This is a genomic window from uncultured Roseobacter sp. (genome assembly GCF_947499265.1).
Taxonomy (GTDB): domain Bacteria; phylum Pseudomonadota; class Alphaproteobacteria; order Rhodobacterales; family Rhodobacteraceae; genus Roseobacter.
Map to the genome: position 1 here is coordinate 202,125 of NZ_CANMNK010000003.1, position 21,675 is coordinate 223,799.

27 protein-coding genes and 1 pseudogene are annotated in these 21,675 nt (G+C 55.8%); 13 read left to right on the forward strand and 15 right to left on the reverse strand.

Annotated features, from left to right (window positions below; translation table 11 throughout):
* Positions 1 to 115: 115 nt before the first annotated feature.
* The 3 genes from Q1A63_RS09105 to Q1A63_RS09110 are packed head-to-tail and all read left to right on the forward strand — an operon-like array spanning position 116 to position 994.
* Positions 116 to 316: a hypothetical protein gene (locus Q1A63_RS09105; protein WP_298971141.1), complete on the forward strand. Its 201-nt coding sequence runs from the start codon at positions 116 to 118 to the stop codon at positions 314 to 316.
* A 26-nt stretch (positions 317 to 342) separates the two neighbouring features.
* The gene (locus Q1A63_RS25620) at positions 343 to 585 is read left to right on the forward strand and encodes a TonB-dependent receptor plug domain-containing protein (RefSeq protein WP_366524328.1); all 243 of its coding nucleotides are present in this window, start codon (positions 343 to 345) and stop codon (positions 583 to 585) included.
* Between the two features lie 13 nt (positions 586 to 598).
* Positions 599 to 994, forward strand: coding sequence for a hypothetical protein (locus tag Q1A63_RS09110; RefSeq protein ID WP_298971139.1), 396 nt, complete (start codon positions 599 to 601; stop codon positions 992 to 994).
* Here the strand turns inward: Q1A63_RS09110 and Q1A63_RS09115 are convergent.
* From Q1A63_RS09115 to Q1A63_RS09130, 5 genes and pseudogenes are all read right to left on the reverse strand, one after another.
* Positions 928 to 1,155, reverse strand: a pseudogene (locus Q1A63_RS09115) (acyl-CoA dehydrogenase family protein); the annotation flags it as partial. The gene Q1A63_RS09110 and the pseudogene Q1A63_RS09115 sit on opposite strands and share 67 nt — an antisense overlap.
* A 173-nt stretch (positions 1,156 to 1,328) precedes the next feature.
* The gene (locus Q1A63_RS25625; RefSeq protein ID WP_366524313.1) at positions 1,329 to 1,565 is read right to left on the reverse strand and encodes a helix-turn-helix domain-containing protein; all 237 of its coding nucleotides are present in this window, start codon (positions 1,563 to 1,565) and stop codon (positions 1,329 to 1,331) included.
* Between the two features lie 2 nt (positions 1,566 to 1,567).
* Complete coding sequence (locus Q1A63_RS25630) at positions 1,568 to 2,158, reverse strand: AraC family transcriptional regulator ligand-binding domain-containing protein (protein WP_366524314.1); 591 nt, start codon at positions 2,156 to 2,158, stop codon at positions 1,568 to 1,570.
* A gap of 323 nt (positions 2,159 to 2,481) precedes the next feature.
* Positions 2,482 to 3,117, reverse strand: a complete 636-nt coding sequence (locus tag Q1A63_RS09125; RefSeq protein ID WP_298971136.1) for a DUF1826 domain-containing protein — start codon at positions 3,115 to 3,117, stop codon at positions 2,482 to 2,484.
* Entirely contained in the window at positions 3,114 to 4,325 is a 1,212-nt protein-coding gene (locus tag Q1A63_RS09130) for a GTP-binding protein (RefSeq protein WP_298971133.1), read from the reverse strand. Before Q1A63_RS09130 ends, Q1A63_RS09125 begins: the two co-directional genes overlap by 4 nt.
* Positions 4,326 to 4,478: 153 nt before the next feature.
* On the opposite strand from Q1A63_RS09130, the gene Q1A63_RS09135 reads away from it, so the two are divergent.
* Positions 4,479 to 4,868, forward strand: a complete 390-nt coding sequence (locus Q1A63_RS09135; RefSeq protein ID WP_298971130.1) for an Rrf2 family transcriptional regulator — start codon at positions 4,479 to 4,481, stop codon at positions 4,866 to 4,868.
* 141 nt (positions 4,869 to 5,009) lie between these two features.
* Here the strand turns inward: Q1A63_RS09135 and Q1A63_RS09140 are convergent, their stop codons facing one another.
* Positions 5,010 to 5,531: a GNAT family N-acetyltransferase gene (locus Q1A63_RS09140; protein WP_298971127.1), complete on the reverse strand. Its 522-nt coding sequence runs from the start codon at positions 5,529 to 5,531 to the stop codon at positions 5,010 to 5,012.
* A gap of 261 nt (positions 5,532 to 5,792) precedes the next feature.
* Complete coding sequence (locus Q1A63_RS25635; protein ID WP_366524315.1) at positions 5,793 to 6,068, reverse strand: AraC family transcriptional regulator; 276 nt, start codon at positions 6,066 to 6,068, stop codon at positions 5,793 to 5,795.
* A gap of 444 nt (positions 6,069 to 6,512) precedes the next feature.
* Here Q1A63_RS25635 and Q1A63_RS09145 point away from each other — a divergent pair, with 444 nt between their 5' ends.
* Both Q1A63_RS09145 and Q1A63_RS09150 read left to right on the forward strand, forming a co-directional pair.
* The gene (locus Q1A63_RS09145) at positions 6,513 to 7,931 is read left to right on the forward strand and encodes a hypothetical protein (protein ID WP_298971124.1); all 1,419 of its coding nucleotides are present in this window, start codon (positions 6,513 to 6,515) and stop codon (positions 7,929 to 7,931) included.
* Positions 7,932 to 7,953: 22 nt separating this feature from the next.
* On the forward strand, positions 7,954 to 9,696 hold the full coding sequence (locus tag Q1A63_RS09150; protein ID WP_299631296.1) for a hypothetical protein: 1,743 nt from the start codon (positions 7,954 to 7,956) through the stop codon (positions 9,694 to 9,696).
* A 495-nt stretch (positions 9,697 to 10,191) separates the two neighbouring features.
* On the opposite strand, the gene Q1A63_RS09155 is transcribed toward Q1A63_RS09150, so the two are convergent.
* Positions 10,192 to 10,656, reverse strand: a complete 465-nt coding sequence (locus tag Q1A63_RS09155; RefSeq protein WP_298971120.1) for a hypothetical protein — start codon at positions 10,654 to 10,656, stop codon at positions 10,192 to 10,194.
* Between the two features lie 161 nt (positions 10,657 to 10,817).
* Between Q1A63_RS09155 and Q1A63_RS09160 the strand changes: the two genes are divergently transcribed.
* Complete coding sequence (locus tag Q1A63_RS09160; protein ID WP_299631298.1) at positions 10,818 to 11,267, forward strand: hypothetical protein; 450 nt, start codon at positions 10,818 to 10,820, stop codon at positions 11,265 to 11,267.
* Positions 11,268 to 11,286: 19 nt separating this feature from the next.
* The gene (locus Q1A63_RS09165; protein ID WP_298971115.1) at positions 11,287 to 11,490 is read left to right on the forward strand and encodes a hypothetical protein; all 204 of its coding nucleotides are present in this window, start codon (positions 11,287 to 11,289) and stop codon (positions 11,488 to 11,490) included.
* A 439-nt stretch (positions 11,491 to 11,929) separates the two neighbouring features.
* Here Q1A63_RS09165 and Q1A63_RS09170 read toward each other — a convergent pair whose 3' ends face one another.
* The 4 genes from Q1A63_RS09170 to Q1A63_RS09185 all read right to left on the reverse strand — a co-directional run bounded on the left by Q1A63_RS09170 (position 11,930) and on the right by Q1A63_RS09185 (position 13,741).
* A complete protein-coding gene (locus tag Q1A63_RS09170) occupies positions 11,930 to 12,310 on the reverse strand; it encodes a GFA family protein (RefSeq protein ID WP_298971113.1) in 381 nt (126 codons plus the stop codon).
* Positions 12,303 to 12,872, reverse strand: coding sequence for a DUF2087 domain-containing protein (locus Q1A63_RS09175; protein WP_298971110.1), 570 nt, complete (start codon positions 12,870 to 12,872; stop codon positions 12,303 to 12,305). The genes Q1A63_RS09170 and Q1A63_RS09175 overlap by 8 nt, the downstream gene beginning before the upstream one ends.
* Positions 12,873 to 13,328: 456 nt before the next feature.
* Positions 13,329 to 13,457, reverse strand: a complete 129-nt coding sequence (locus Q1A63_RS09180) for a hypothetical protein (RefSeq protein ID WP_299631301.1) — start codon at positions 13,455 to 13,457, stop codon at positions 13,329 to 13,331.
* Between the two features lie 47 nt (positions 13,458 to 13,504).
* Positions 13,505 to 13,741, reverse strand: coding sequence for a hypothetical protein (locus Q1A63_RS09185; protein WP_299631303.1), 237 nt, complete (start codon positions 13,739 to 13,741; stop codon positions 13,505 to 13,507).
* 92 nt (positions 13,742 to 13,833) lie between these two features.
* Between Q1A63_RS09185 and Q1A63_RS09190 the strand changes: the two genes are divergently transcribed.
* The 5 genes from Q1A63_RS09190 to Q1A63_RS09210 all read left to right on the forward strand — a co-directional run bounded on the left by Q1A63_RS09190 (position 13,834) and on the right by Q1A63_RS09210 (position 17,483).
* On the forward strand, positions 13,834 to 14,166 hold the full coding sequence (locus Q1A63_RS09190; RefSeq protein WP_298971107.1) for a metalloregulator ArsR/SmtB family transcription factor: 333 nt from the start codon (positions 13,834 to 13,836) through the stop codon (positions 14,164 to 14,166).
* Positions 14,163 to 14,633 carry an SRPBCC family protein gene (locus Q1A63_RS09195; protein ID WP_298971104.1) on the forward strand — a complete coding sequence of 157 codons (471 nt, stop codon included), beginning with the start codon at positions 14,163 to 14,165 and terminating at the stop codon, positions 14,631 to 14,633. Before Q1A63_RS09190 ends, Q1A63_RS09195 begins: the two co-directional genes overlap by 4 nt.
* Positions 14,634 to 14,838: 205 nt before the next feature.
* A complete protein-coding gene (locus tag Q1A63_RS09200) occupies positions 14,839 to 15,396 on the forward strand; it encodes a TetR/AcrR family transcriptional regulator (RefSeq protein ID WP_298971101.1) in 558 nt (185 codons plus the stop codon).
* On the forward strand, positions 15,393 to 16,229 hold the full coding sequence (locus Q1A63_RS09205; RefSeq protein WP_299631306.1) for a sterol desaturase family protein: 837 nt from the start codon (positions 15,393 to 15,395) through the stop codon (positions 16,227 to 16,229). The genes Q1A63_RS09200 and Q1A63_RS09205 overlap by 4 nt, the downstream gene beginning before the upstream one ends.
* Before the next feature lie 27 nt (positions 16,230 to 16,256).
* Complete coding sequence (locus Q1A63_RS09210; protein WP_299631308.1) at positions 16,257 to 17,483, forward strand: FAD-dependent oxidoreductase; 1,227 nt, start codon at positions 16,257 to 16,259, stop codon at positions 17,481 to 17,483.
* 673 nt (positions 17,484 to 18,156) lie between these two features.
* Here the strand turns inward: Q1A63_RS09210 and Q1A63_RS09215 are convergent.
* From Q1A63_RS09215 to Q1A63_RS09225, 3 genes are read right to left on the reverse strand one after another with little or no spacing between them, the layout of a single operon-like run.
* Positions 18,157 to 19,437: a hypothetical protein gene (locus Q1A63_RS09215; protein ID WP_298971093.1), complete on the reverse strand. Its 1,281-nt coding sequence runs from the start codon at positions 19,435 to 19,437 to the stop codon at positions 18,157 to 18,159.
* Positions 19,438 to 19,470: 33 nt separating this feature from the next.
* Positions 19,471 to 20,274, reverse strand: a complete 804-nt coding sequence (locus Q1A63_RS09220; RefSeq protein WP_298971091.1) for a hypothetical protein — start codon at positions 20,272 to 20,274, stop codon at positions 19,471 to 19,473.
* Positions 20,275 to 20,284: 10 nt separating this feature from the next.
* Complete coding sequence (locus tag Q1A63_RS09225) at positions 20,285 to 21,670, reverse strand: caspase family protein (protein WP_298971088.1); 1,386 nt, start codon at positions 21,668 to 21,670, stop codon at positions 20,285 to 20,287.
* Between the last annotated feature and the right edge of the window lie 5 nt (positions 21,671 to 21,675).

Below are 21,675 nucleotides of genomic sequence, written 5' to 3' on the forward strand. Positions count from 1 at the left end.
CCGAACGCAGAAGTTCCTGAAATCTCTTTAATTCAGGACTAAATCCTGTAAATACCGATTAAAATAGTCAGGTAAGTTTGTACCCAGCCGAGATACGACAAAATGGGACAAACATATGACGACCAGACCGCTTTCCACGCTCATCATGATCGCATACGGCCTCGGAGCCCCGGCGCTTGCTCAAGATGTACCGTTTGATCTGGGTGCCATCGTGTCCGAAGCAGAGAGCGACACAACCCTTGTACAGGATGGCCATGTTGTTGAGAGCGGTCGACAGGCCACCAAGGTCGACACCCCACTCCTGCAAATCCCGTAGACTGTGACCGCAATCACGATAGACAAATCGAGGATCAGGCCCCCCGGACACTGAATGAAACACTCACCTATACCGCGAGCGCTGACCCTTATTCCTTCGGCTATGACAGCCGGTTCGATGCGTTCAACCTGCGCGGCTTTCCCGCCTTCTACGATGGAGTTTTCCGCGATGGATTGCGACAGTACAACTCGCCCACAGCGCTGTTTAAAAACGAACCCTACGGGCTGGAGGCGCTGACTGTCCTGAAGGGGCCGGCGTCATCGCTTTAACCAAGCGCTTCTGATGGCAGCGCATCTCTCCCACGCCCGCATCATCGCAGCCATCGGCGCCGCCTATGTCGCGCAAAGCATCATCGCTGGTCTGAGATGGAGCAGCCTTCCAGCGGTCCTGCGCAGCGAAGGGCTGCCACTTGACCAGATCGGCCTCTTGTCCCTTTTGATCCTGCCCTGGGCCCTCAAAGTGTTCTGGTCGCCCTGGCTCGAACGCTGGCGGCTTCCCCGGTCAGGGCAGGACCGCTCCGGCGTGATCATGCTCTTTGGCGGACTCATTGCCGTTTCGTCCCTCATCACAGCGGGCAGCATCAGACCGAAGCTGATCCCCGGCGCATCAGACGGGATGGCGATCATGGCCATATCCTTGTGGCCGGGGGCGTCGCTGGTCTTAACGACGGTGAAATAGATGTCGGCCTCCCCCGCAAGGCTGACCCAGGCTTTCGCGCCTCTGATGGTCCATGTGCCATCGCCGTCGTTCGTGGCGCGGGTGTACATCTTCATTGGGGGTGAGACCTGAGTCGCGTGGTCGCGGGCCGTAGCCAGGATTCCATCCAGTTTCTCAGACATTGCAGCATCCTTTCGATGGCGCGCACTGTCCTATGTCGCCAGCTACGTGGTGCCGCAACAGCGAGGCACTAAAAGCACGTGCGTTGGTAAATAGTGTTTTCAGATCTATATAGGCAAATCTTACCCGCGCGCCATCTCACGCAGTGACAGTCGATTGTCCAAAAGTGACAGAATTAGCGGTCAGCCCTTTGTCTGCGCCGGTATACGCTTGAGGTCGCGCCTTTCCATCTCTGAACGACTTTGTGAAAACGCGCGACGGATGCAAACCCTACGTCCTGTGCGATGGCCTCGATACTGACCTCGATGACCTGCAGGCGGCGGATCGCAATATCGCGGCGCAGACCATCCTTGATGGCCTGAAAAGATGTTCCATCCGCGTTGAGCTTTCGGATCGGGGTGCGCGGCGTCACGCTCAGGACCTGTGCCGCCCCGCCGAGGTGAGCATCCCCCAGTCGACCTGACGGAGATGGGCGCGCACGCGAAGCGATTGGGTGCGCTGCTGAGACCGGGTAAAAGTCCAGTCGCGAGGGGCGTTCTCAAGAAACCGGTCCATATCGCCGGAACCGCGTATTTGCACAGGCCCCAACACCGCCGCGTCAAAATGGATCGCCGTGGCGGGGGCGCCAAACCGGATTGGGGTGTGGAATATCGGCGCGTAATCTTCTTCGAACGTGGGGCGGTCAAAAGCGCACTCCACGCCTTTCACCTGCACCTCATGGCGCGCCAACCACGACAGCAGCCCGTGGGCCAGTTTCAGGATCAGCATATGGCCAAACCGCTGTGGCGTGGCACCCCCCTGCGGCACGGGCCTCAGCGCTGATCCACCTGCTATCTCGGCCCGTTCGAGCTGGTAGTCATCCAGCAGCAAGTTCCAGAACGTCGACAACCGGCAGAGCGCCGACGTCAGCAACGTCGACACCCGCACCGAGGTCAAAAGCTGTTGCAACGCGCGCGGCCGGATCGGGCGCGACCACAGGCCCACCATCTCACCCCCGGTTTCCATTGCGGCCAGCTAGTAGACGCACACAATCTAGTCGAGCATGACACAACCTTACGAGGTATTCTGGCCGGTCAGCAGACCGGCGCGATCAAGCCGTGAAAGGTAATGATCCTGCGCGCACAGGGAACGCAACGCCAACAGCCAATCCGCAATGAATTGACTAGAAACAGTCGGAAAATAGGTCGGCGGGACAGAGCAAACGTGCCTTTCACGGAAGAGCGAAATCGGAATCTGCTCGCATTCTTCGATGCCGGACTCTGCCAGGGTTGGCGGCAACTCTCGCAAGGACCGCTTCGGCTCCCATGCACATCTTCCAAGATTGCCGTTCAAGCTTCTTCTTCCAGGTCTGAAAGCGCATCGAGGACAAGGACAAGCCGTGTCTCGCCCATTCCTTCGATTGGCGGTGAACGATGCAGTAGTCCAGAGGCAGGTTTCTCAGGCCACAGGGTCCCTCGCAATAAAATAGGCGAGCCTGTCGGAACGGTGAAAACGCGCGACGGATCCTGTCCATTTCTGGAGATGCCATATTGCGTGCCGATCCCTCGATAGGTGCAGACCAAACGCCCCGTGATTGCGTCGATGTGGAATTTGCGGCACGCGTTTGTCCTGACAGCCGCAAGTCTCAAACGCAGGTAAGGCGTCTGCATCAGGTCCGCGAAAATATCGGCAAGGCTGGCGACGTCATTGATGAGTTGCGCCCTCTGGGGGCAGGAGGGCGTCTTGGACATCTCACAGAGTTCGGCCATGTTGGATCGAACTGTGTCTGGTACCAGAACCACGCGCCCTTGTGGTAGGTTGGAGGGATCAAGAGCATTCACCCAGCCTTGAAAATCTGCCGAATGCCGCCTGCGCCAGATGGCCGCTGCACATCCGGGTTTTAGGAAGGCCTTTAGGTCTTCTGGCGCATCAGCGACAGCGACCCCGATGGCAGCGTCTTGTACAGTTGCGCGAACAAAGCTCATGCAGCAGCCTCCGCCCGCCGCCAGAGCGGGAACGGGTCGGGGTAATCCGGCAAATTGTCTGGCCCTGTCGCGGCCACTGCTGGCACCAGGCAATGGTCCAGTCGCGCCTTCAGGTTTGACCAATCAATACCTGCCCCGATGAACACGAGTTCCTGACGACGGTCGCCCCAGGGCTCTTGCCAGTGGGCCTGCATATAGGCCTGCGCGCTCTCATGTTTCGGTTGCTGCTCTTTCGGTACCGAAGCCCACCACGTCCCCAGCGGTTTCACACTCGACAATGACCCTGCCAAGGAAAACTCGGCGACCCAATCCGGCCGTGTTGAGATCCAGAAATGGCCTTTGGCGCGGATGACACCAGGCAGGTCGCCATTGAGCACCGCCAGAATGCGCTCTGGAATGAAGGGGAGCCTTGCGCGATAGACAAAGGAGGCGACACCGTATTCTTCGGTTTCCGGCACGTGATCAGCAAAACCATAGAGTTCTTTCGCCCACATTGGGTGTTCATGAGCCTGCTCGAAGTTGAATAGTCCCGTGTCGAGGATTTTCTCGGCGGCGACGGCGGAACGATTGGTTTCTATGATCTCGGTGTCTGCGTTCAGACTGCGAATGATCTTGCGAGCCGCATCGACCTTCTCTGCCCCGGCATCGTCCACCTTGTTCAGCACAACGACATCGGCGAATTCGATCTGATCCGTCAGCAGGTCCACTAATGTGCGGTCATCCTCCTCCCCCATCGTCTCTCCGCGATCACGCAGGAAATCATGAGAAGAGAAGTCGTTTAGCAGATTGGCAGCATCCACAACGGTCACCATTGTATCTAACCGCGCCACATCGGACAGGCTGTTTCCGAACTCATCACGGAAGTCGAAAGTGGCCGCGACCGGCAGTGGCTCGGAGATGCCTGTGGATTCAATCAGGAGATAGTCGAAGCGTCCTTCGGCAGCCAACCTGCGTACTTCGTCCAGTAGGTCATCCCGCAGGGTGCAGCAAATGCAGCCGTTCGACATCTCAACGAGAGTTTCATCTGTCCGGCTGAGTTCTGTGTCTGCACGCACGAGGTCCGCATCGATGTTCACTTCGGACATGTCATTGACGATGACAGCGACCCGACGGCCCTCGCGATTGTTAAGAACACGATTGAGCAGGGTCGTTTTCCCGGCCCCCAGAAAACCGGAAAGCACGGTGACGGGAAGGCGGATATCTGACATGTTCGGCTCCTAGTGTTGCTGCTCAAGTCACGCAACCTACGCTGTTACTAGATAAATGCAACACCGAAAGTTACATTTAATCTTCATACGGGAAAGGGGCCGCCTCTTAAACGTAGTTCCCATCTCTCTATTGCTCTCCATACCATTGGTCATATGGCCGGAAATCCCGATAAGGTTCAAACCTCGGCAGATGTCGCGGGGCATGCCAGGAAGACCCCGGTCGTCGTGCGGCGTGTTCTTGGTAAACTCAGAAATGCAGGCCTCCTCAGTATGGAAAAGGACATGCGGGCGGAGCGCGCCTTGCGCGGCGGCGAGATCAGCTTGTCAGATGTGTATCTTGCGCTCGATCGGAGCTTGGACGTGACACGTGGTGACAAAGAAGCATCGAGCTGCTGGGTGGAGCATGTCTTGCACCGTGAGATGCCTTCAGTTTTGGAGGAGGTCGAGCGTAGTCTCATAGCGCGGCTAGCCGCAGGCCGTGCCAATGTCGGCCGCGCGGACAAACCGGCCTTTCGCCGGATGCGTGCGAAAGACCGGAATTGAAAGCAGCATCAGCCATTGCGCCGCTTGGGCGGTTGTTCCGCCATGCTTTTGGAAGAAGCTATCCAGGGCGGCGACAACGTGGTCGACCTTATCATCGAAGAAGACCCGGAAGGCGGCTGTGAAAGGTCGCAGCAGCTTGTCTCAATGGCTTTCCACTGAGTGAACCCATATCTCCGCCTCTGGTTCGTGCGAGGCCCGCGTTCCGTCCGTGACGGCACCGAGCCTCTTTGCCACAGCCTGTGAGCGTATATTCTGCGCATCTATGTAGCTGTATAGCCTGTCGAACCCCAGATCCTCACAGGCCCATTTCTTGACGGCCATCGCCGCTTCCGTTGCAAAGCCTTTTCCCTCCGCGCCTTCGAATAGATGCCATGCCAGCTCTACGTCCGGCCAGCCCGAATGCTTGATCAAGCCCACTCGACCGACGGGATGCCCCGTCTGCTTTTCAACGACCGTAAAGAAGCCGAAGTCGTGCCAATGCCAGTGGCCAATGCCAGTCAGAAACCCGAACCAAGCCTGTTCTGCTGTGACCGTCTCGCCCTGCGCCGCCATCGACGGGGCACTGGTCATGAAGCGGGTGAACTCAGGTAGATCACTGCGTTCGGGTCCACGCAAAACCAAACGTTGCGTCGTCAGCATGGGTGCGGTCGAGAGATTTTTCATCTGACGCCTTTCCGGTCGCAGACCTGGGTTACAGGCAAGTTCAGTGTAGTGGACGGTCGCGCATAATTGAAAGTAGCCGTTCAAACTTACAGCGGCATTCGGAACTTTGGGCTTGGGGAGGACCTTGGATCTCTCGCAAACAAACCGCAAATCTGTGTAGCCTAACAGGTGTTCTGGAATACGAGTGCAACGTCCGCAACTCAAGTGCCGCCGCATCCAAGCACTTCAACTTCAATCTAGGGGTGCCCGCAGACATTATTTTTATCGATCATCTCGCCGTTCTTTCGACATTTTTCTTTCTTTTACCCGTAACCTCCATCGACTCGGCGGCACTCCGACATCTTTCATGAAGGCGACACGGAACGAGTTGACCGGCCCATATCCGACACGTTCCGCAATTTCGGCCAAGGGCGTATTGAGGGTTCGCAGCATCTGAAGTGCGAAGATCACGCGCCATTTGCGGATGCACCCAAATGGAGCGAGTCCGAGCAACGCCTGGACGCGCTGCGAAAGAGAACCGGGACACCCCGGCCTCAAAGGCTAACCTATCCCGGGTTATGGGCCTCATTTTGTGATTGCTACCTCCGCAGCCCCCAAGGCGAAAAGATAGTATTGTTTTCAGCGATCCACCGAACCCGAACGAAAATGATTGCGCGGGTTTCAGGGGTGGCAAAAAGCCATTTGCCACGTCGCAAAAGATCAGAATAGTTGACTTGGAGCCAACCTCTGACGAATTGCAGAACGGCGCATCCAGCGGGACAGAAGGGCGCCTCTCTACCCGCAATGCCATCTTTGACGGCAGAGTGTGACGCTGCCGTGCGGCAAGATCCTTTGCGCCGGGGTCATCCGCGTGAGCCGACAAGCCGCCCGTTTTCGGCTTGGCTGTGTTATACTGCGGTGGCGGGGCGCATTCTCCAGTCGCACCCACAATTCTGACTTCCGACCTGCTTACCTATTTTATGCCTGCTATAGGAGTGCAAAATGACAGATGAAGGTATTCCAACAAATGACCTAGTGCTTGAGGGGGATCTGGTCATCATCGACGCCGCCGGTATCGTCCGGCTGCGCTTGGATCGGGAAACCGGTTCGATTTTTGGCCACAACAGCGATGGCGAGGTGGTGCTCCGCTGGCAGGTGCCTGGCAACAACCTCAGTTTCGGAGGGCACGGACAAGACGGCGACCTGACAATTTTCGATGCGGATGCCAATACGGTTGCGGGCACCGCGCAGGCGGTCCTGCATATCAACAGCCAAACCGGCACGCTACGGATCGGCGGTAGCGGTGTGGATGGCAGAATCCTCGGTCAGGACGGTGAAAACACTCAGACATTTCTTATAGATGCCGGAGCCGGGAGTATTACGGTTGGGAACGATGGCCAGGAGGGCACGATCCAGGCAAGAAATTCTTCGGGCCAGACCACCATCCGCATGGACGCGGAAAACGGTAATATCCGCGCCGGCGGCGGCGGCGTGGATGGAGATCTGCTCCTGCGAGGTCCGGATGGCGCGCTAAGGGTGCATCTCAGCGCGGACGGTCAGCGCATGGAGATCCGCGACCCCGACGGAGAGATTACCGCCATGATGGGTGGCGATGCCAATATCCGCGCTGGCAGCAATGGGCGCACAGGCAACTTGTTTCTGTTTCCGTCGGACGCTGGCAACATATTCAGCGATGGCCAAGCCTCGATTGCCCTGAACGGTGAAACCGGCAATGCGAGTCTCGGCGGCAGTGCTGGAGACGGCGACTTGCTGTTGCGGGACACCGGCGGTGCGACGCGTGTGCACCTGAGCGCCAGCGACCAACGCCTTGAAATCCGCGATGCGGACGGGGCGATCACTTCGATGATGGGTGGCGATGCAAACATCCGTGTCGGGACCAATGGCAGATCCGGAAACATGTATCTGTATCCAAGAGGTGCCGACGACATTTTCGACAACACCCAGGCAACCATCGAACTGAACGCCGATGCCGGAGATATCGTTCTGAGCAACGGGGATTGTGCGGAAGAATTCCGGCTCGCGACCGATGCCGCCGTCGAGGCAGGTCAGGTTGTCCGCCTGACCAAGGATGGTGGTGTCCGTGCCACGACCAGAGCCTATGACAGCCGTGTCGCCGGTGTTGTTGCGGGCGCTGGCGGACTGCGCCCAGGGATTGTGCTGGGTCGTGCCCAGGCTGGCGAAACCAGCGCGCGAATTGCGCTGATGGGTCAGGTTTATTGCTGGGCGGATGCGGAACCCGGCGAAATACAGATTGGCGATATCCTGGTGAGCGGTTCGCGCTTTGGCCATGCGATGCGGGCGTCCGATCCGGCAAAGGCCTTTGGCGCGATGATCGGCAAAGCCATGGAGCCGCTGGCGTGCGGGACTGGCCTGATCCGAGTTCTGGTCAACATCTCGTAAGCAAAGCGAAGGATTATGAAAGATGGATTTTGACAGAGTTTCGGCCGCAAAACGCAATGCGGAATCTGAATTTCTTAAGCGGCCCGGGGTCGTCGGCGTTGGCGTTGGCTGGAAGTATGTCGGCGGAAGGCGCACAAACGAATTGGCCATAAGGGTTTATGTGACGGACAAGCGTGATGTTCCGCCGCCCGAACGCATCCCGCCGCAGTTCGCAGGCGTGCTGACCGATGTTATCCAGCGGCGGATCAAGCCGATGGTTCTTGCCGCGCCTGTTCCACAGGTGGTGGCTTCGGTGGATGCCAGTTCCTACGATCCATTGGTCGGCGGCATTAGCATTGGAAGCTGCCGCGAGATCGGCGGCAATGCATTTTCCGGAACGCTCGGATGTCCGGTTGTGGACCGGCAGACCGATGACCCGATGGTTTTGAGCAACTACCATGTACTTGCGCTGGACCAGATGTTCGCGGTTGGCGATCAGATCGTGCAACCATCGGTTCCCGATGCGGGGGCCTGCCCCGACGATGTCATCGGCACGTTGCAGCGCGCAGTGCTCGGCGGCCAGATCGACGCCGCTGTTGCCTCAGCTACAAACCGCGAAACACGATGCGAGATCGTCGAGATCGGCGCCCTTGGCGGGACCGGTGTGGCCGACCTTGGCATGGAGGTGCGCAAACGCGGGCGCACATCGCGCGTGACTTCCGGTACGATCGATGCGCTTGACGTAGCGATCTCCGTCGATTTCGAGGGTATCGGACCGGTCATGTTCAGCAACCAGATCGAAATCACCTCGGGGGCGCGGTCGATCGCCGTCGAAGAAGGGCTGTTCATTGCGGGCGAATGGACGAATGCCCCCTCCAGCAGCAGTGGCGACGTCACGGTTGAGATGAACGCGCAAGGCATCACGGTCACCGGCCCGAACGGTTCGCTTACTCATCTGGGCGCCGCCAATACAACGTTGCGATACATGATCTACGGAAACGATCATGTCCTCATCCTCGATACGCTGGGATCGATTGGTCCGATCACGCGCCGCGTGACGTCGGTTGATTTCACCACGGTTCCTCCGTCAGAACGTATGATCCTGACCGGCGGTTCAAGCGGACCAAACATACCCGCCCCCGTGGTTCAGTTCAGTCAGGGCGATGGATCGGTATTTTTGATCTATAGTTCGTCCGGCACACAGCTTCAGAACCTCGCCATGTACGAAAGCCGCACCGGCGAAGCTATATTCGCCGGTCCGCCGTCGTTCATGGCAACCGGCGAAACGCGGGGCGAGGCCACCCAGGACTCCCTGATCATTCACTATTCGATCAATGGCGTGAGCAACGAGGCGATCTTTCAGTTCGCCAATCTGGCGGAGGGCGACCCCTTCTTGCTGCCAGGAGATTCAGGATCGGTCGCGGTGGACAACTCGCGGCGTGTCATCGGGTTGTTGTTTGCCGGAAACGAGGAAGAGCGCGACGAAAACGGCACCATAGTCTTAGCCGAGGGGGTGTTTGCCTACGCAAATCACATCGAACCGGTGCTTGAGACACTGGAGGTCGACCTGTGCAGGTCCGCGCCGGGTGGCGGTGCAACTATTCCGGGCGGGGGTGGTGGCCTCCCACCGCCCCCGCCGCACGACTGGAAACTCAGTTTGCGAAACATAGCCGCGGACAAGCTCGGGATCGTGCCCGAATTTTCGGTTCGGCTCGATGTTCTGGCGGACAGTTCGGCGCAGAATGCATCGCTGCGATCCAGATTGGTGGATCTATTAGTCGCCTGAAGACCAGCGGCTTGCCGATGCCATCCCCCGAGGAGAATCGAGACCCCGAACGAGCGTTTTCCATCCAGCACGATCTGGATCTGCTCTTCGGATGAATACTGCTGGCGCGTGGCGCGCTTGAAATCTTTGACGACCGTCTCTCCGAGGCTCTTCGTTGTCTATCGCATCGTCTAGAGCCACCATTCGTCAGAGTCATTGACGGTGATACCATCGTTGCAGATATGAAATTGGGTTTCCGCACCTGGCTGCACGGGGAACATCTTCGCCTTTTTTGGGATCAACACCCCTGAGAACAATACAGACGAGAGCAAAGCCGCCACAGAGGCCGTCAGGGCGTGCATTGAGTGCAGTGTTTTTTGACCGTTAACCAAACGCTCGAAGGTGGAGTCTAGGGGCAGTTTTGGACGGTATCTGGTCACAATCCTTGAAGGCGGCGACGATGTGAATGAATGGCTCCTGTCGACAGGCCAAGAAGTGGCCTTCATGGATTGAGATTCACGTAAGCAGTGTGACTGCATAAGCCAGTGCAAAAAGCCACAGAAGCCCCAACAAAGCAGGATATGCCCTGTAAGCCAAAATGCCGCTCATATGTTGACTAGATCCCACGTCAGCGCCAATGAGTGAGGTATTCATAGCGTCTTGAAGGCGTGGATAGAGCTGCGCTCGCCCCCTCTTCAAAATCTCAATCTGTTTGATGCCGGCGCGTAAAGACACCCATGAAATCACGCTGCTGATCAAGCCAAGCGCTGTGCACAAGACCAGAGCCTTCGAAACTGACCCGACAATGATTTCTGACTGAGTGGATACCAAGACGCCCACGACCGCGAGCAAAATACCGTTGAAAATCAGGAACGTGTTCAAACGTCCATCGTTTAGGCTGTACTCCCCGTTAATGGATGCCTGAAGCATCTCCAACTCCCACAGGAGCGTCTCGTCAATTCCATTTTTGGCGTCTTTCATATGCCAACGATAGAAACCAACATGCGTAGAGGCAATACATCCTGTTATCTCAAATGCGAGCCTAAAATTGACCATATTCCGGATGTAGCCAACAGAGATGCCACACGGTTCGTCAAATAGGGATGCGGAATAGCTTGAGAGTCTTTTTCCCAATAAGGAAAGTGCTTACACGAACCTTAGAAGTGATCTACTTTGTCGGCGGTGAAGGGAATCGGAAACTATTTCCCCACGAAGAAGCCATTCTGATGTCGGCATTCAAGGTATTGCCCTCAGAAGCACGTGAATTGCTACACCAGCAGATCAGCCGGGATTTCTTTGTTGAGAGAACCAACAAGAGAATAAACGTCTTGAGGTTCTATGATGCGCATAGTGACCTGAGGATAAACGACCCTGACTTCGAGGATAAATGGTTACGCGTCCACATGCGCGTCAATGGCAAAAAAGAGATTTCTAACGTAAACATCTATCACGGGTTTATCTTCAGCGTTGAGACCCGCTCGCCCAAAAAGATGTACACCGGCGCCCAGATAAGAATTGAAAAAGTGGATCAGGAAGAAGCCGATAAATCGTATACGAAATCCATTGATCGATTGGAGCACGGTCGGGATTGAAGATTCAGGTCTCCCGACAATGGCCATCAACACCCGCCATATCTCAGTCCTACAGGCATTGAGTGCCTTCACATGGAAATCGATCAGCCAAAAGGCTTGCGGTCCATTGGACGACAAGGTGCAACATCCATACTCGGTCCTGCTGTCCGCCCTCTTCTACGAGGTTATCGTCATCGTCGAGCGCCAGGTGCTCAGACGTCTCGGCATGGCAACGGCGGAGTAGTTCAATTGGACTACTAGTCGCTTTAAGCACTTGAGGTTTGGAACCTCACGGCCCGTACAGGCCGTACAACCACACCCGACCGCATCACGCGCGCCCACCAGTGCCCGAAACTCTAATCCGAAATGGCCCAAAACATCAGGGCTAAACACACGTACCCCATGCAAAGGTATCCAGCGAAGGACCATGTGGAGGGCGCGCCCAGTATCAAGGCAACTTCCACAGGTTCCAGAATGGAGATCAGGTGTTTGCAGCGTTCTTCTACGTCGCAGCGCGGCTTCCACAAAGCGGAGGTAGATCATTCTTGCAGAATTAAGGCCCTGCGGATGACAGCACCGAAGAATTTTGCTGCCATTCGCAAATGTCGGCTTGTAGAGGCGTTGAAAAAAGGTGCATCTTTGCCCGCCCAAAACGCGTTGGTTTTGGTCAACTCTAGCCCGTACTATCGAATGTTCTGCGGCAGCCCATCACCGATCTCGTAGTAGTCGCCCTTTTCTGAAACGAAGATGTGCATCGACAACGAGGTGTTTGTCGGTCCGTCGAAGGCGCCCATGGCCACGGCAGTCCAGTCACGGTGGATCGGGTCCCAGAACAGCGTCGATCCGCAGGTGCCACAGAAGCCGCGCCGCACCTTCTCAGAGGAATGATACCATCGGACCGCATCCTCCCCCTCGATCCGAAGCGCCGTTCGGGGAATATCCACGGACGCCTCGTAGTGACCGGTATGCTTGCGACATGCGGTGCAATGGCACGCGGAGGGACGCGGCAGGTCACCTTCGACCGCGATCCGCACGGCGCCGCAAAGGCAGGAGCCTTTATACATGGCTCACCTCCACCGCTTCCTGCGGTCGTGCCCGGCGCCGCGCGGCAAGTGCGCTGATCAGAGCCTTCGCCTCGGCGGAGGGTTCCTGTTCGATGCGTCGGTAGTCTGTTCCATCTCTACGGCGCGAAAGAAGCGCGCAAGAAACCATAGTCCGTCGCAGTGTTGCGGGATCGTTAAACAGGTGCTCAGGTGCGAGGCGTTCGTTGACCTCCCGCTCTGGCATGGACCGGTCCGCCGGCAACGTCGCCCAGAGTGCCCAAAGCGCAAGTGTCTGAACGCTGCGCTTTGAAGGCCATCGGTTGAGACGGCCCGTGGCATCAAACTGATGCAGAGCGCGCTCTACTGCCCGCGCATCATGAGGCGGATCATCGGCAGCACGGCTCAGCCGCTGTGCCGCTGCAGGCGCGGAGCGCATGTGTTGGACGTTCTGATAGCCCGCCGCCCGCGCGGCCATGTTCATAAGGGTGAGGTGCGACGGACTTGCATCGCCGAGTTGTTTGGAGAGTGCGCGCACAAAGGTGGTCAGGTCTCCCGCGCGCAGCGGTAAAGGGGTCTTCGGCATGTTTCTTCCACATCGAGCACCGGTATAACATCATTGGTCGCTGGCTTAACGATGCGGCGCTCTCATCAGTTTGAGAAAATGGAATGCCGTTCGATCTATTGGCAGGTTTAGCTCTCCCAAAGGAGCAGCGACGCCTCGGTATCTGCCGACCGTGGCAGCGTTATAGCGGAAAGTGTGAAAGCAGCCAAGATGGTCCTTGAACCAGTTAAAAACCCTTCTCGACACTCAGCTCGGCTTCACTCGCATTTTTGGCCGGCATCACCGAAACGAACGTTCGCCATTCCACAACAACTCGTTAGGTTTGGCTCATACCAGAGCTCGAAGCCGGTGCAGCATTTCATGATACAGTGACCTGTCAACATCGGGGGCACCCCAAAGGTGGATGCGATTTCGCGCCCTGCGTGCCTGAGACCAAGGATGGAATGAAAGAGAACCACATGGGTCATGCTCGCATTCCTAGGTTTTCACACCGGGGAAGGTCAGCGCCTGCCGGATCCAGTCTGCAAGCTGCTCTTTATCCAACTCGTCATTTTCACGGATATCCAGATACCGAGTGCCCTCCAGCTTAGAGGCTTTTGACGGCATGGAATTTGAGGATGAACCAGTCAGAAAGCCGATCTGGACATACTTTTTTAGCAATACATCGCGAGGAACCAACAATCCTGCTTTCCGAAGAAGGGCGTGTTCCAACGAACATTTTTCCTGACTTCCGGAAAGACTGTTTCAACGGTCTCATTGATCTGCATACCAATCGCGTTTTTCCATTCTGAGATGGCGGAGATGTATGCTTTTACGGGAGCATCGCCGTCGTCCTTTGGGACGTATGGATTCCCGGTCGGTGAGTGAGTCGGTTTGTCGGTATTTGTCATCGCGTCACTCTCATGGTCGCCCATTTCAGATTGCAGATGATTTAAAAAATAGCACTCTTACTATATAGTGATTCAGTTATATTATGGATGCCATGGCAAAGCTAGATACCGTTTTCAAAGCCCTGGCCGACCCAACGCGAAGAGCAATCCTCGCGCGCCTTGTCGAGGGCGAAGCCACGGTCGACCAGCTCAGTGAGCCATTCGAGATGTCGCAACCGTCGATCTCCCGGCACCTCAAGGTGCTGGAGAATGCTGGGCTCATCTCGACCCGTATCAACGGCACCTCGCGACCAAGACAGATCGAAGTTCAGCCGTTCAACGCTGTTCGCGATTGGCTGGAGCAATATCGCGTAATTTGGGATGCCAATTATGCGCGGCTTGATGATGTACTGGCCGATCTCATGGATCAGGAGGAAAAGGAATGAAGCCTCTGAAGTTGAGTAGCCCCACGGACACGACAATCGAGATTATCCGCAGCTTCGACGCCCCAAGACACCTCGTCTGGCGCGCACATACCGAACCCGACCTTGTGAAGCGCTGGCTGACGGGCCCGCCAGGCCACACTATGCCGGAATGTGACATTGATCTGCGGGTGGGCGGTGCATATCGCTACGTCTGGGAATGGTCCGAGGGTCGAATGAGCGCCAGCGGCGTTTACCGAGACATCGAGGACAATCGACGTCTCGTCTGCACCGAGGCATTCGACTTCGCTCCTGACAGTAAGACACTGGTTGAACAGACCTTTACCGAACATGAAGGCCGAACGACCGTCGCCGTGCGTCTCACCTATGACAGCAAGGCCACACGTGATGCGGCGTTGCAGACACCGATGGATGAGGGGCTTGAGGCCAGTTACACAAGTCTTGATGCGTTACTTACTGAGATGGCTTGACGCGGTTTCCTACCCTTGCGCAAGGTGTTCCGATGCTGCGTTTGCAATCCGTATTGAGGACATTCACTGCAAGCTCAAAATCTGTGTCTTTGGCGGCTCACCGATCGCTGTTCAAGACGCTCATTCACTGCGGCTTTACAGGCTTCCAGCAAACGAATTGGTATGAAGGGTTGAAATCACGTCCCATATGAGACATATCTGTCTCATGAGCAAAATTCGACCAACGACACAAGACGCCATCGTAGAAGCCGCATTCGAGGTTTTCTCGGAGAACCAAGGCGCTTCGCTGGGCGATGTGGCACTGCGCGCCGGTGTTGGCCGCGCCACGCTGCATCGCCACTTTCCGGGACGACCCGAGTTAATGCGCGCCTTAGCAAAGATTGCCTTGGCCGAACTTGAAGAAGCTGTCGAACAGGCGACGGCCAGCGCGACCAGCTATGAAGAGGGATTTAGACTTTCACTGTTTGCAATCGTGCCTTTGGCGAACCGCCAATGGTTCCTTGCCAACGAGGGCTTGGAGGCCGACCCCGAGATTGCCGCCGCTTACGATGCGAGCCTGGACGAGCTTCGACGCGATGTGACCGAAGCGAAGAAAGAAGGCGCCTTCGACCCAAACGTACCAACCGAATGGGTCGTCGAGGCCTATGAAAACCTCATCTACGCAGCCTGGTCCCTTGTCCGGTCCGGCGAGGCGACACCGAAACAAGCCGCAGAGCTGGCCTGGCGAACACTCTCACAAGGATTGAAAGGACGCGCGGAATGAACGTGGAAAGTTTGACCACTCAGATTGATGATGCATTCTTCCTCATCGGCGGCGCAATCTTGTTGATCGAAATCGCGGAGTTGCTCTTCAAGCGCGAGTTCAAAGCAAAGACGTTCGGTGAAATGCTGGCGAGTGCGTCGACCCAAATCCCGTATTTGCTGGTCGAAACCTTTATTCTCACAGGGGCCTATGGGATCTACTGGATCATTGCCCAGGGTTTGCCTTGGGCGATCCCGATGACCTGGTGGAGCCTGGTATTGGTCGTCCTGCTCGCGGACGTCACATACTATTGGGAGCACCGGATAGCTCATGAAGTACGGCTGCTTTGGACCCAGCACGCAGTGCACCATTCTTCACGCGATATGAACATCATAACGGGTATCCGATTTGGTCCGTTCGAAGGTGTGTGGTCGCTGATCGCCCATATTCCGCTAGCCCTCATGGGCTTTGCTCCAGAAACCATCATCTTAGGGGTGATCGCTGTGCTGGCGTATCAAACATGGTTGCATACGGAATTGATCGGCAAGCTGGGACCGCTCGAGCGCGTGCTAAACACGCCCTCCCACCACCGGGTCCACCATCGTTGTGACGACAAGTATCTGGACAAGAACTATGGGGGAATCTTCATCATCTGGGATCGGATTTGGGGAACCTTTCAGGTTGAGGAAGAAACCCCGCACTACGGCTTAAAGCGAGACTTCAATAGCCAAAACCCGATCAAGGTCTGGTTTTCGGAATGGCCGGGCCTCGTCATAGACCTTAGTCACTCGAAGAGCATTCGCGAGGCCCTTGCTATTTTGTCTCGCCCGCCTGGATGGGACCCCAAGAAGTAACCATGGACTGACAATGAAGGCCCCGAAATGCTCCGACGACTTTTCTTGAATAGCGCCTTGGGCACTCTTGCGGCGGGTTTTGTTCCCCTGCCCGGAGCAGCACAGAGCGTAAGCACCGCAAATGGCTTTATCCGTACAAATTGGAGCCGCGATCCCTATAGCTTCGGATCTTATTCATATTTGGCGAAGGGATCTTGGAGAAGAGATCATGTGGCCCTGGGCCGCTCGGTCGGGAACCGACTATTCTTTGCTGGCGAAGCCACGCATCCTTCATACAACAGCACGGTTCATGCTGCCTATGAATCTGGGATCATCGCGGCTGATGCAATCTTCGAGACAAGCGCAAAGACGGTCGGAATCGTAGGGGCGGGCATAAGCGGCCTTGCCGCTGCGAATGCGCTGGCGAAGCGGGGACACGCCGTTACGGTCTTGGAGGCGCGCGAACGTATTGGCGGGCGGATATGGACGGATAGCCGTCTTGGTACAGCTCTCGATTTGGGAGCCAGTTGGATACACGGCACGAACAGCAATCCACTGGTCCAGCTTGCTGATGAGCATGCCATCGCAACGCAAGCGACGACTGATAGCTACATCATCCGTGGCGGAGATGGTCGCAGAATTCGGGATAGCGATGCACCCGACTGGCTCGAAAACGTCCTGTCAGTTCAACACAGCGCCGGAGCCGGTAGCGAAGAAATCAATATTCTGGCCTATTGGCAAGACACTGATTACGGCGGCGAAGACGTCATCTTCCCGGGAGGGTATGCGCAACTACTCGATACGTTCTCAGCCGACTTTGACACTCAGCTTGGTCGTACTGTGACCAAAGTCGAAGTCGGCGAGGACGGTGTCCACCTGCAAGACTTGAACGGGCAAAGTACCACATTCGACGCGGTCATGATCACCGTTCCTTTGGGCGTTTTGAAACAAGGTATGATATCCTTCACCCCGTCATTGCCCGAAGAAAAACAAGACGCAATCGCGAGCTTGGGCATGGGCGTTCTGGATAAGCTCTACTTGCGCTATGATGATGTCTTTTGGGACGCGGACGCCACTTGGATCGCGACACCCGAGAACGGTTTGCCACAGGGCCAGTTCAACCAATGGCTTAACCTCTATCCTTACACGGGGCAGCCGGTGATCATGGCCTTCAATGGTGCCCAACCTGCCCGAGATTTGGCTAGGTTAACTGATGCCGAAGTTGTCGACAGAGCGCTGCGAACCCTCGACGCTGCGTATCATATTGTTCGGTAGCGATAACTTGCAAAACACGCGGCTTGCTTGGACAAAACTCGGCTGCGGCACCATTTGTCTATGCTGCGCCCCCGGTCGTTGCGAACGCGGGCTGCTGGCGATCAATTCCTTGCGGTGCAGTGGAGCAAGCGGATCGCGACTGGCCTTGATGGCGGGACGCTGCAGTCTTTTGCCAGCCAGCCACGTCGGCCTCCAAGTTCGCGCAGGTGAACTCCGCGCATCCGGCTCTCCAGTGACGCCCAATCAAGCGCAAGACGAGTTCCGATGGTCGGACCCCCGACACGCAGCTGGAGAACCGAATTTTGCGGCGCCTGGAATGCGTACCGATCACCCCCATGGTTCGCCGACGTCAACACGATAGAACGCAACGCCGCGCGGTCGAAGAAAGAATATGAGCCACGCACGACGGGAGCTAACCGCATCAAAACAAAAGATAAGCGGTCCACTATCGGGGCACCAAGAGTTTGGCGTGTCGGCTTACGGTCATTTCTCTTCTGCTCAAACTACAAGGGACCATCAATTCGAGCCGCGGCTTCCCGTGAGATACATGGGCCGTTTCGACCATGGCTATCAGAACAGTGCATCTTTCATAGCCAAACCAGCCAGCAGGTCCTCAACGGCGAATATCTCAGAAATTCAGATCAGAAGACGCAAGATGCCACACGCGTTGTGATCAGGATGATCCTTTACTGTCTGGTTTGTCGTTCTCAATTTGCAGGATGCCTACGAGGATGCCCAGCAGGGTAAAAAAGGCCGTCGTGAGGATAATCAGTAAGGGCTCCAAGGCAACGCGCTCCAACAAGGAAACCGATAAAACGTTGCTGCTCTCCCTTGTCGCGCCGCTGCCGGGGCGGAGCATTTCAAGGCCCTCCGCTTCAGTCGATCCACTGACCTGGTACACCGCCCCATCAAAATACACCTGCCCATAGAGCACAGATGTCTCATCTTGTCGGTCGGCGCGGACAATCCCCCTGATGGCGGACCCAGAAGGAATTTTGAGCGGCTCACTGTCCAGCCGGTAGATATCCTTGCATCCGGTTCTTTTTTCCTTTGGGCCGAAAAATTGAACGATCTTTTCAATGCAAAAAAACGGCCGAACAAAGACCTCTACCTCACCCGATACATAGTCAAGATCGCCCGCGACGGTCGTGACAGGACTGGTACGCAATATCCCAAGCCAATCGACCGTTTTTTCCACTCTTTTTGTAGCGATAGAGCGCCGACCCAGCTCGCCTGGCCCATCAATGTAGGCAGGTTCGGCAAGGGTGGCAAAACCACGGGTCGGAAAACCGAAGACGCGGGCTGTCAAGCCGTTCATGTTGCATTCAGGAGCAGGCGTGATCTGAATCTCACCTGCCAGAACGATGTCTTCGAGCAAGGGTTGATCGTCCAGAACCAAGCTGTCGTCCCTGCTCCCCTCCTCTTCCTGACCTTCAATCTTGAAATCGATGCCAGGCAGGGTAAGCGTTGCCAAGTGACCTTGACTCTCTGGTGGCGACATCGGGTCCGCGAACAACCGCAGCTGTTGAACACCCTTTTCAACACTCAACTCGATGAACGTTTTATTCAACGGGGACAACTCTCCCCAAAAGCAGTGTTCTGGCGGGTTTGGGACTGCGATCTCGGTAGGACCCATATCGTCCAGTTTCGGAAAATCGCCAGTTCTGACGACGAAAGAATTCCCGATCTTGACGTTTACGCCATAAAGCATCATGCGCGCGCGCTCGGGGGAATTAACCTGATACTGTACCCGGCTGGTTTCGGCGCCAATAACGTAAAGCCCACCCTTGGTTGGTGCAACAGCGAATAAAACAATTGCGATCAAGAGAGGCACAGTCACCAACGAAACGAGGATGGTGAGGATCGGTGTGATACGACAAAAGAAGAATTTTACCTTTCGTTGCCCCAAGCACTGTTTCGCCCAGGCGACACGATTTTTTAGCCCGTTTCGCATACTCGTCTCCGGGTGGAATAACTGTGACGCTATCTAGCTTCTTGGCCCCTGATACTCTGGTGGCAGCGCAAATCGGGCGCGAAACGTCTTCGGCTCTTTGCTTGTTGGTCTGGTCACGATCAATCTGACTTCATACATCTTGAATGGCCGCATGTTCTTATGCCCCAAAGGAAAAGTGCAATCGTACCCAGACTTTACCCGCTTTGTGGTGGTGCACTCAAAATTCAGCAAGTGATCTGACGGTGCAACAGGACCTTGACCGGAAACGCCGAACAATTTGGCCTCCACCGAGGCATTGCCGATTTCGAAAACCGCCAGAAATGTATCCGGGTCTTCGCTGACCTTCATCGGAACAAAGTACGAGCTGCGACGCTTCAGGCAGTCATATGCCACATAGCTGCGCAGCAGCAGCATGTCTTCACTATAGTCACCGTCAATACGGTCGCTGTGCTCTGCTGTAATTTTAACATCTTTGGTTTTGTCGGACCCATTATCAATCAATTCGTCGCCAAAGCCGAAGGCCGAATAAAATCCGTTTATCGTCTTTATCTCGGTGCAAATTTTTGCGTCTTTGTCAGTGCTTTCTGGAACGGCAATCTGCACAACATCCAGATCCTTCATTTGAATGGTGTCTTGGTTTTTGCCATCAAACAATTGAAAAGCTGCAAACAGCGTCTTCATTGAAACGCGGTGCTCAAGTGACCCCGACATCGTTGGATCGCGTTCGTCTATGGTCGCTTTGAGCTCAATTTCGCCGACAACATCCAAGGTCTTGAATTGTGCAAGCACCGGTGTCGTTGCGAATGCTAAAAACAGTGTGGCAATCAGATATTTCATCGTGAGCCTTTCAAAAATTGCGAGATTCAAATCCGGATGCAGGCAAGCTGCCGTCGCTACGGCGCCAGGCAAACGTAATATTGCTACCTTCGACAAAATAATGTTGTGCAAGCATATCACCAAAAACATCCAGTGAGCGGAAATTAAAGCGTTCGCGGCGCTCACCGGCTGGCTTCACATTTGCCATCTGGATCAGATCGCCATTACGAAACGGGGAATCCGGCCCACTTAATGCAACCACAACACCGTTTCGGTCACTGTCAAACGCCAGTTTTTCAATACCAAGGTCCCCAAGCGCCGCCGCGAGCAAACAGGCTTGGATAGATCTCCCTTCGGCGCTGCTGCCAAGGCGCCCTTCTGACCGCAGCTGCAAAGCTTCCTGTCGATCTTCGACGTTAAATCGGCACGCGGGCGGGTAGATGCGCCAATCGGCAAATCTTGCACTGTCCACTGCCGTCTTTGAAACGTCAGCCAGGTTAAATTGGCCATTTATCGTGTCGAAAAGAACATGTGGGATTTGCAGCCCCTGCCGGTTGGGCAGATCGCGCGAAGATGCCGCCCTGGCACTCAACCGTTCAACATCAAGCCGCGCATCCGTAAAGATGTTCAGCAATGGCCTGTTTTCCTCCATTTGCGGAATAAACACCCGACCGAAAACAGACAGGAGAAGGTCGGATTCTTCGGCATCCAAACTCAGGTCTGTCCTATCGCTTTCCGTGTTCTGTACGATGTTTTGTGTTTCATCATTATCGATGTAGTCATAGGCGATCCCGCGGGGGGACGAACTGTACAACACAAGGATTTCCGAGACGGTATTGTCAAAATTTGGCTTTGCCGGCGCGATTGATGCATCGCTGACCAAAGGTTCGTCGCCGCAGGCGTTGATGAGCAGAATGATGCGTGAGGGCCCAGCAAGTGACAGCCGGTCAATCACCCCTTCCAAGTCTATCGACCCCGCGCGCATATCCGCAATCGTATTGTATCGCTCGCCGTCATCAGGGACACCAACGAGATAGTTCTTGCCGTTTTCCGAAAACCCATGGCCGTTGAAAATGAAAACAACTTCGGAACCCGCCGTTATCTGTTTTGCCGCGGCATCCAAATCATTTTGCAAGCTGGTGTTAGACCGGTCCGCTAGGGACTCGTTCAGCACTTCCCAACCCAAGCGTTCCATCACCTCAGCGTAGCGCACCGCATCATTGCGCGGGGTGAAGAGATTGAACCGGGAGTTTTCGATGATATCCCCATTTGCCCGCCGCTCGTAGGCGTTGTTTCCCACGATAAAGGCGAAACGATCGGGTGCGCTCTGTCCCGCAGCAGAAAGGGAGCTCAGCAACAAAGCAGCACAAGCCACCCAAAGCGTGCGCCTTACCCTATCGAACCACAGAACACCCATGCCAA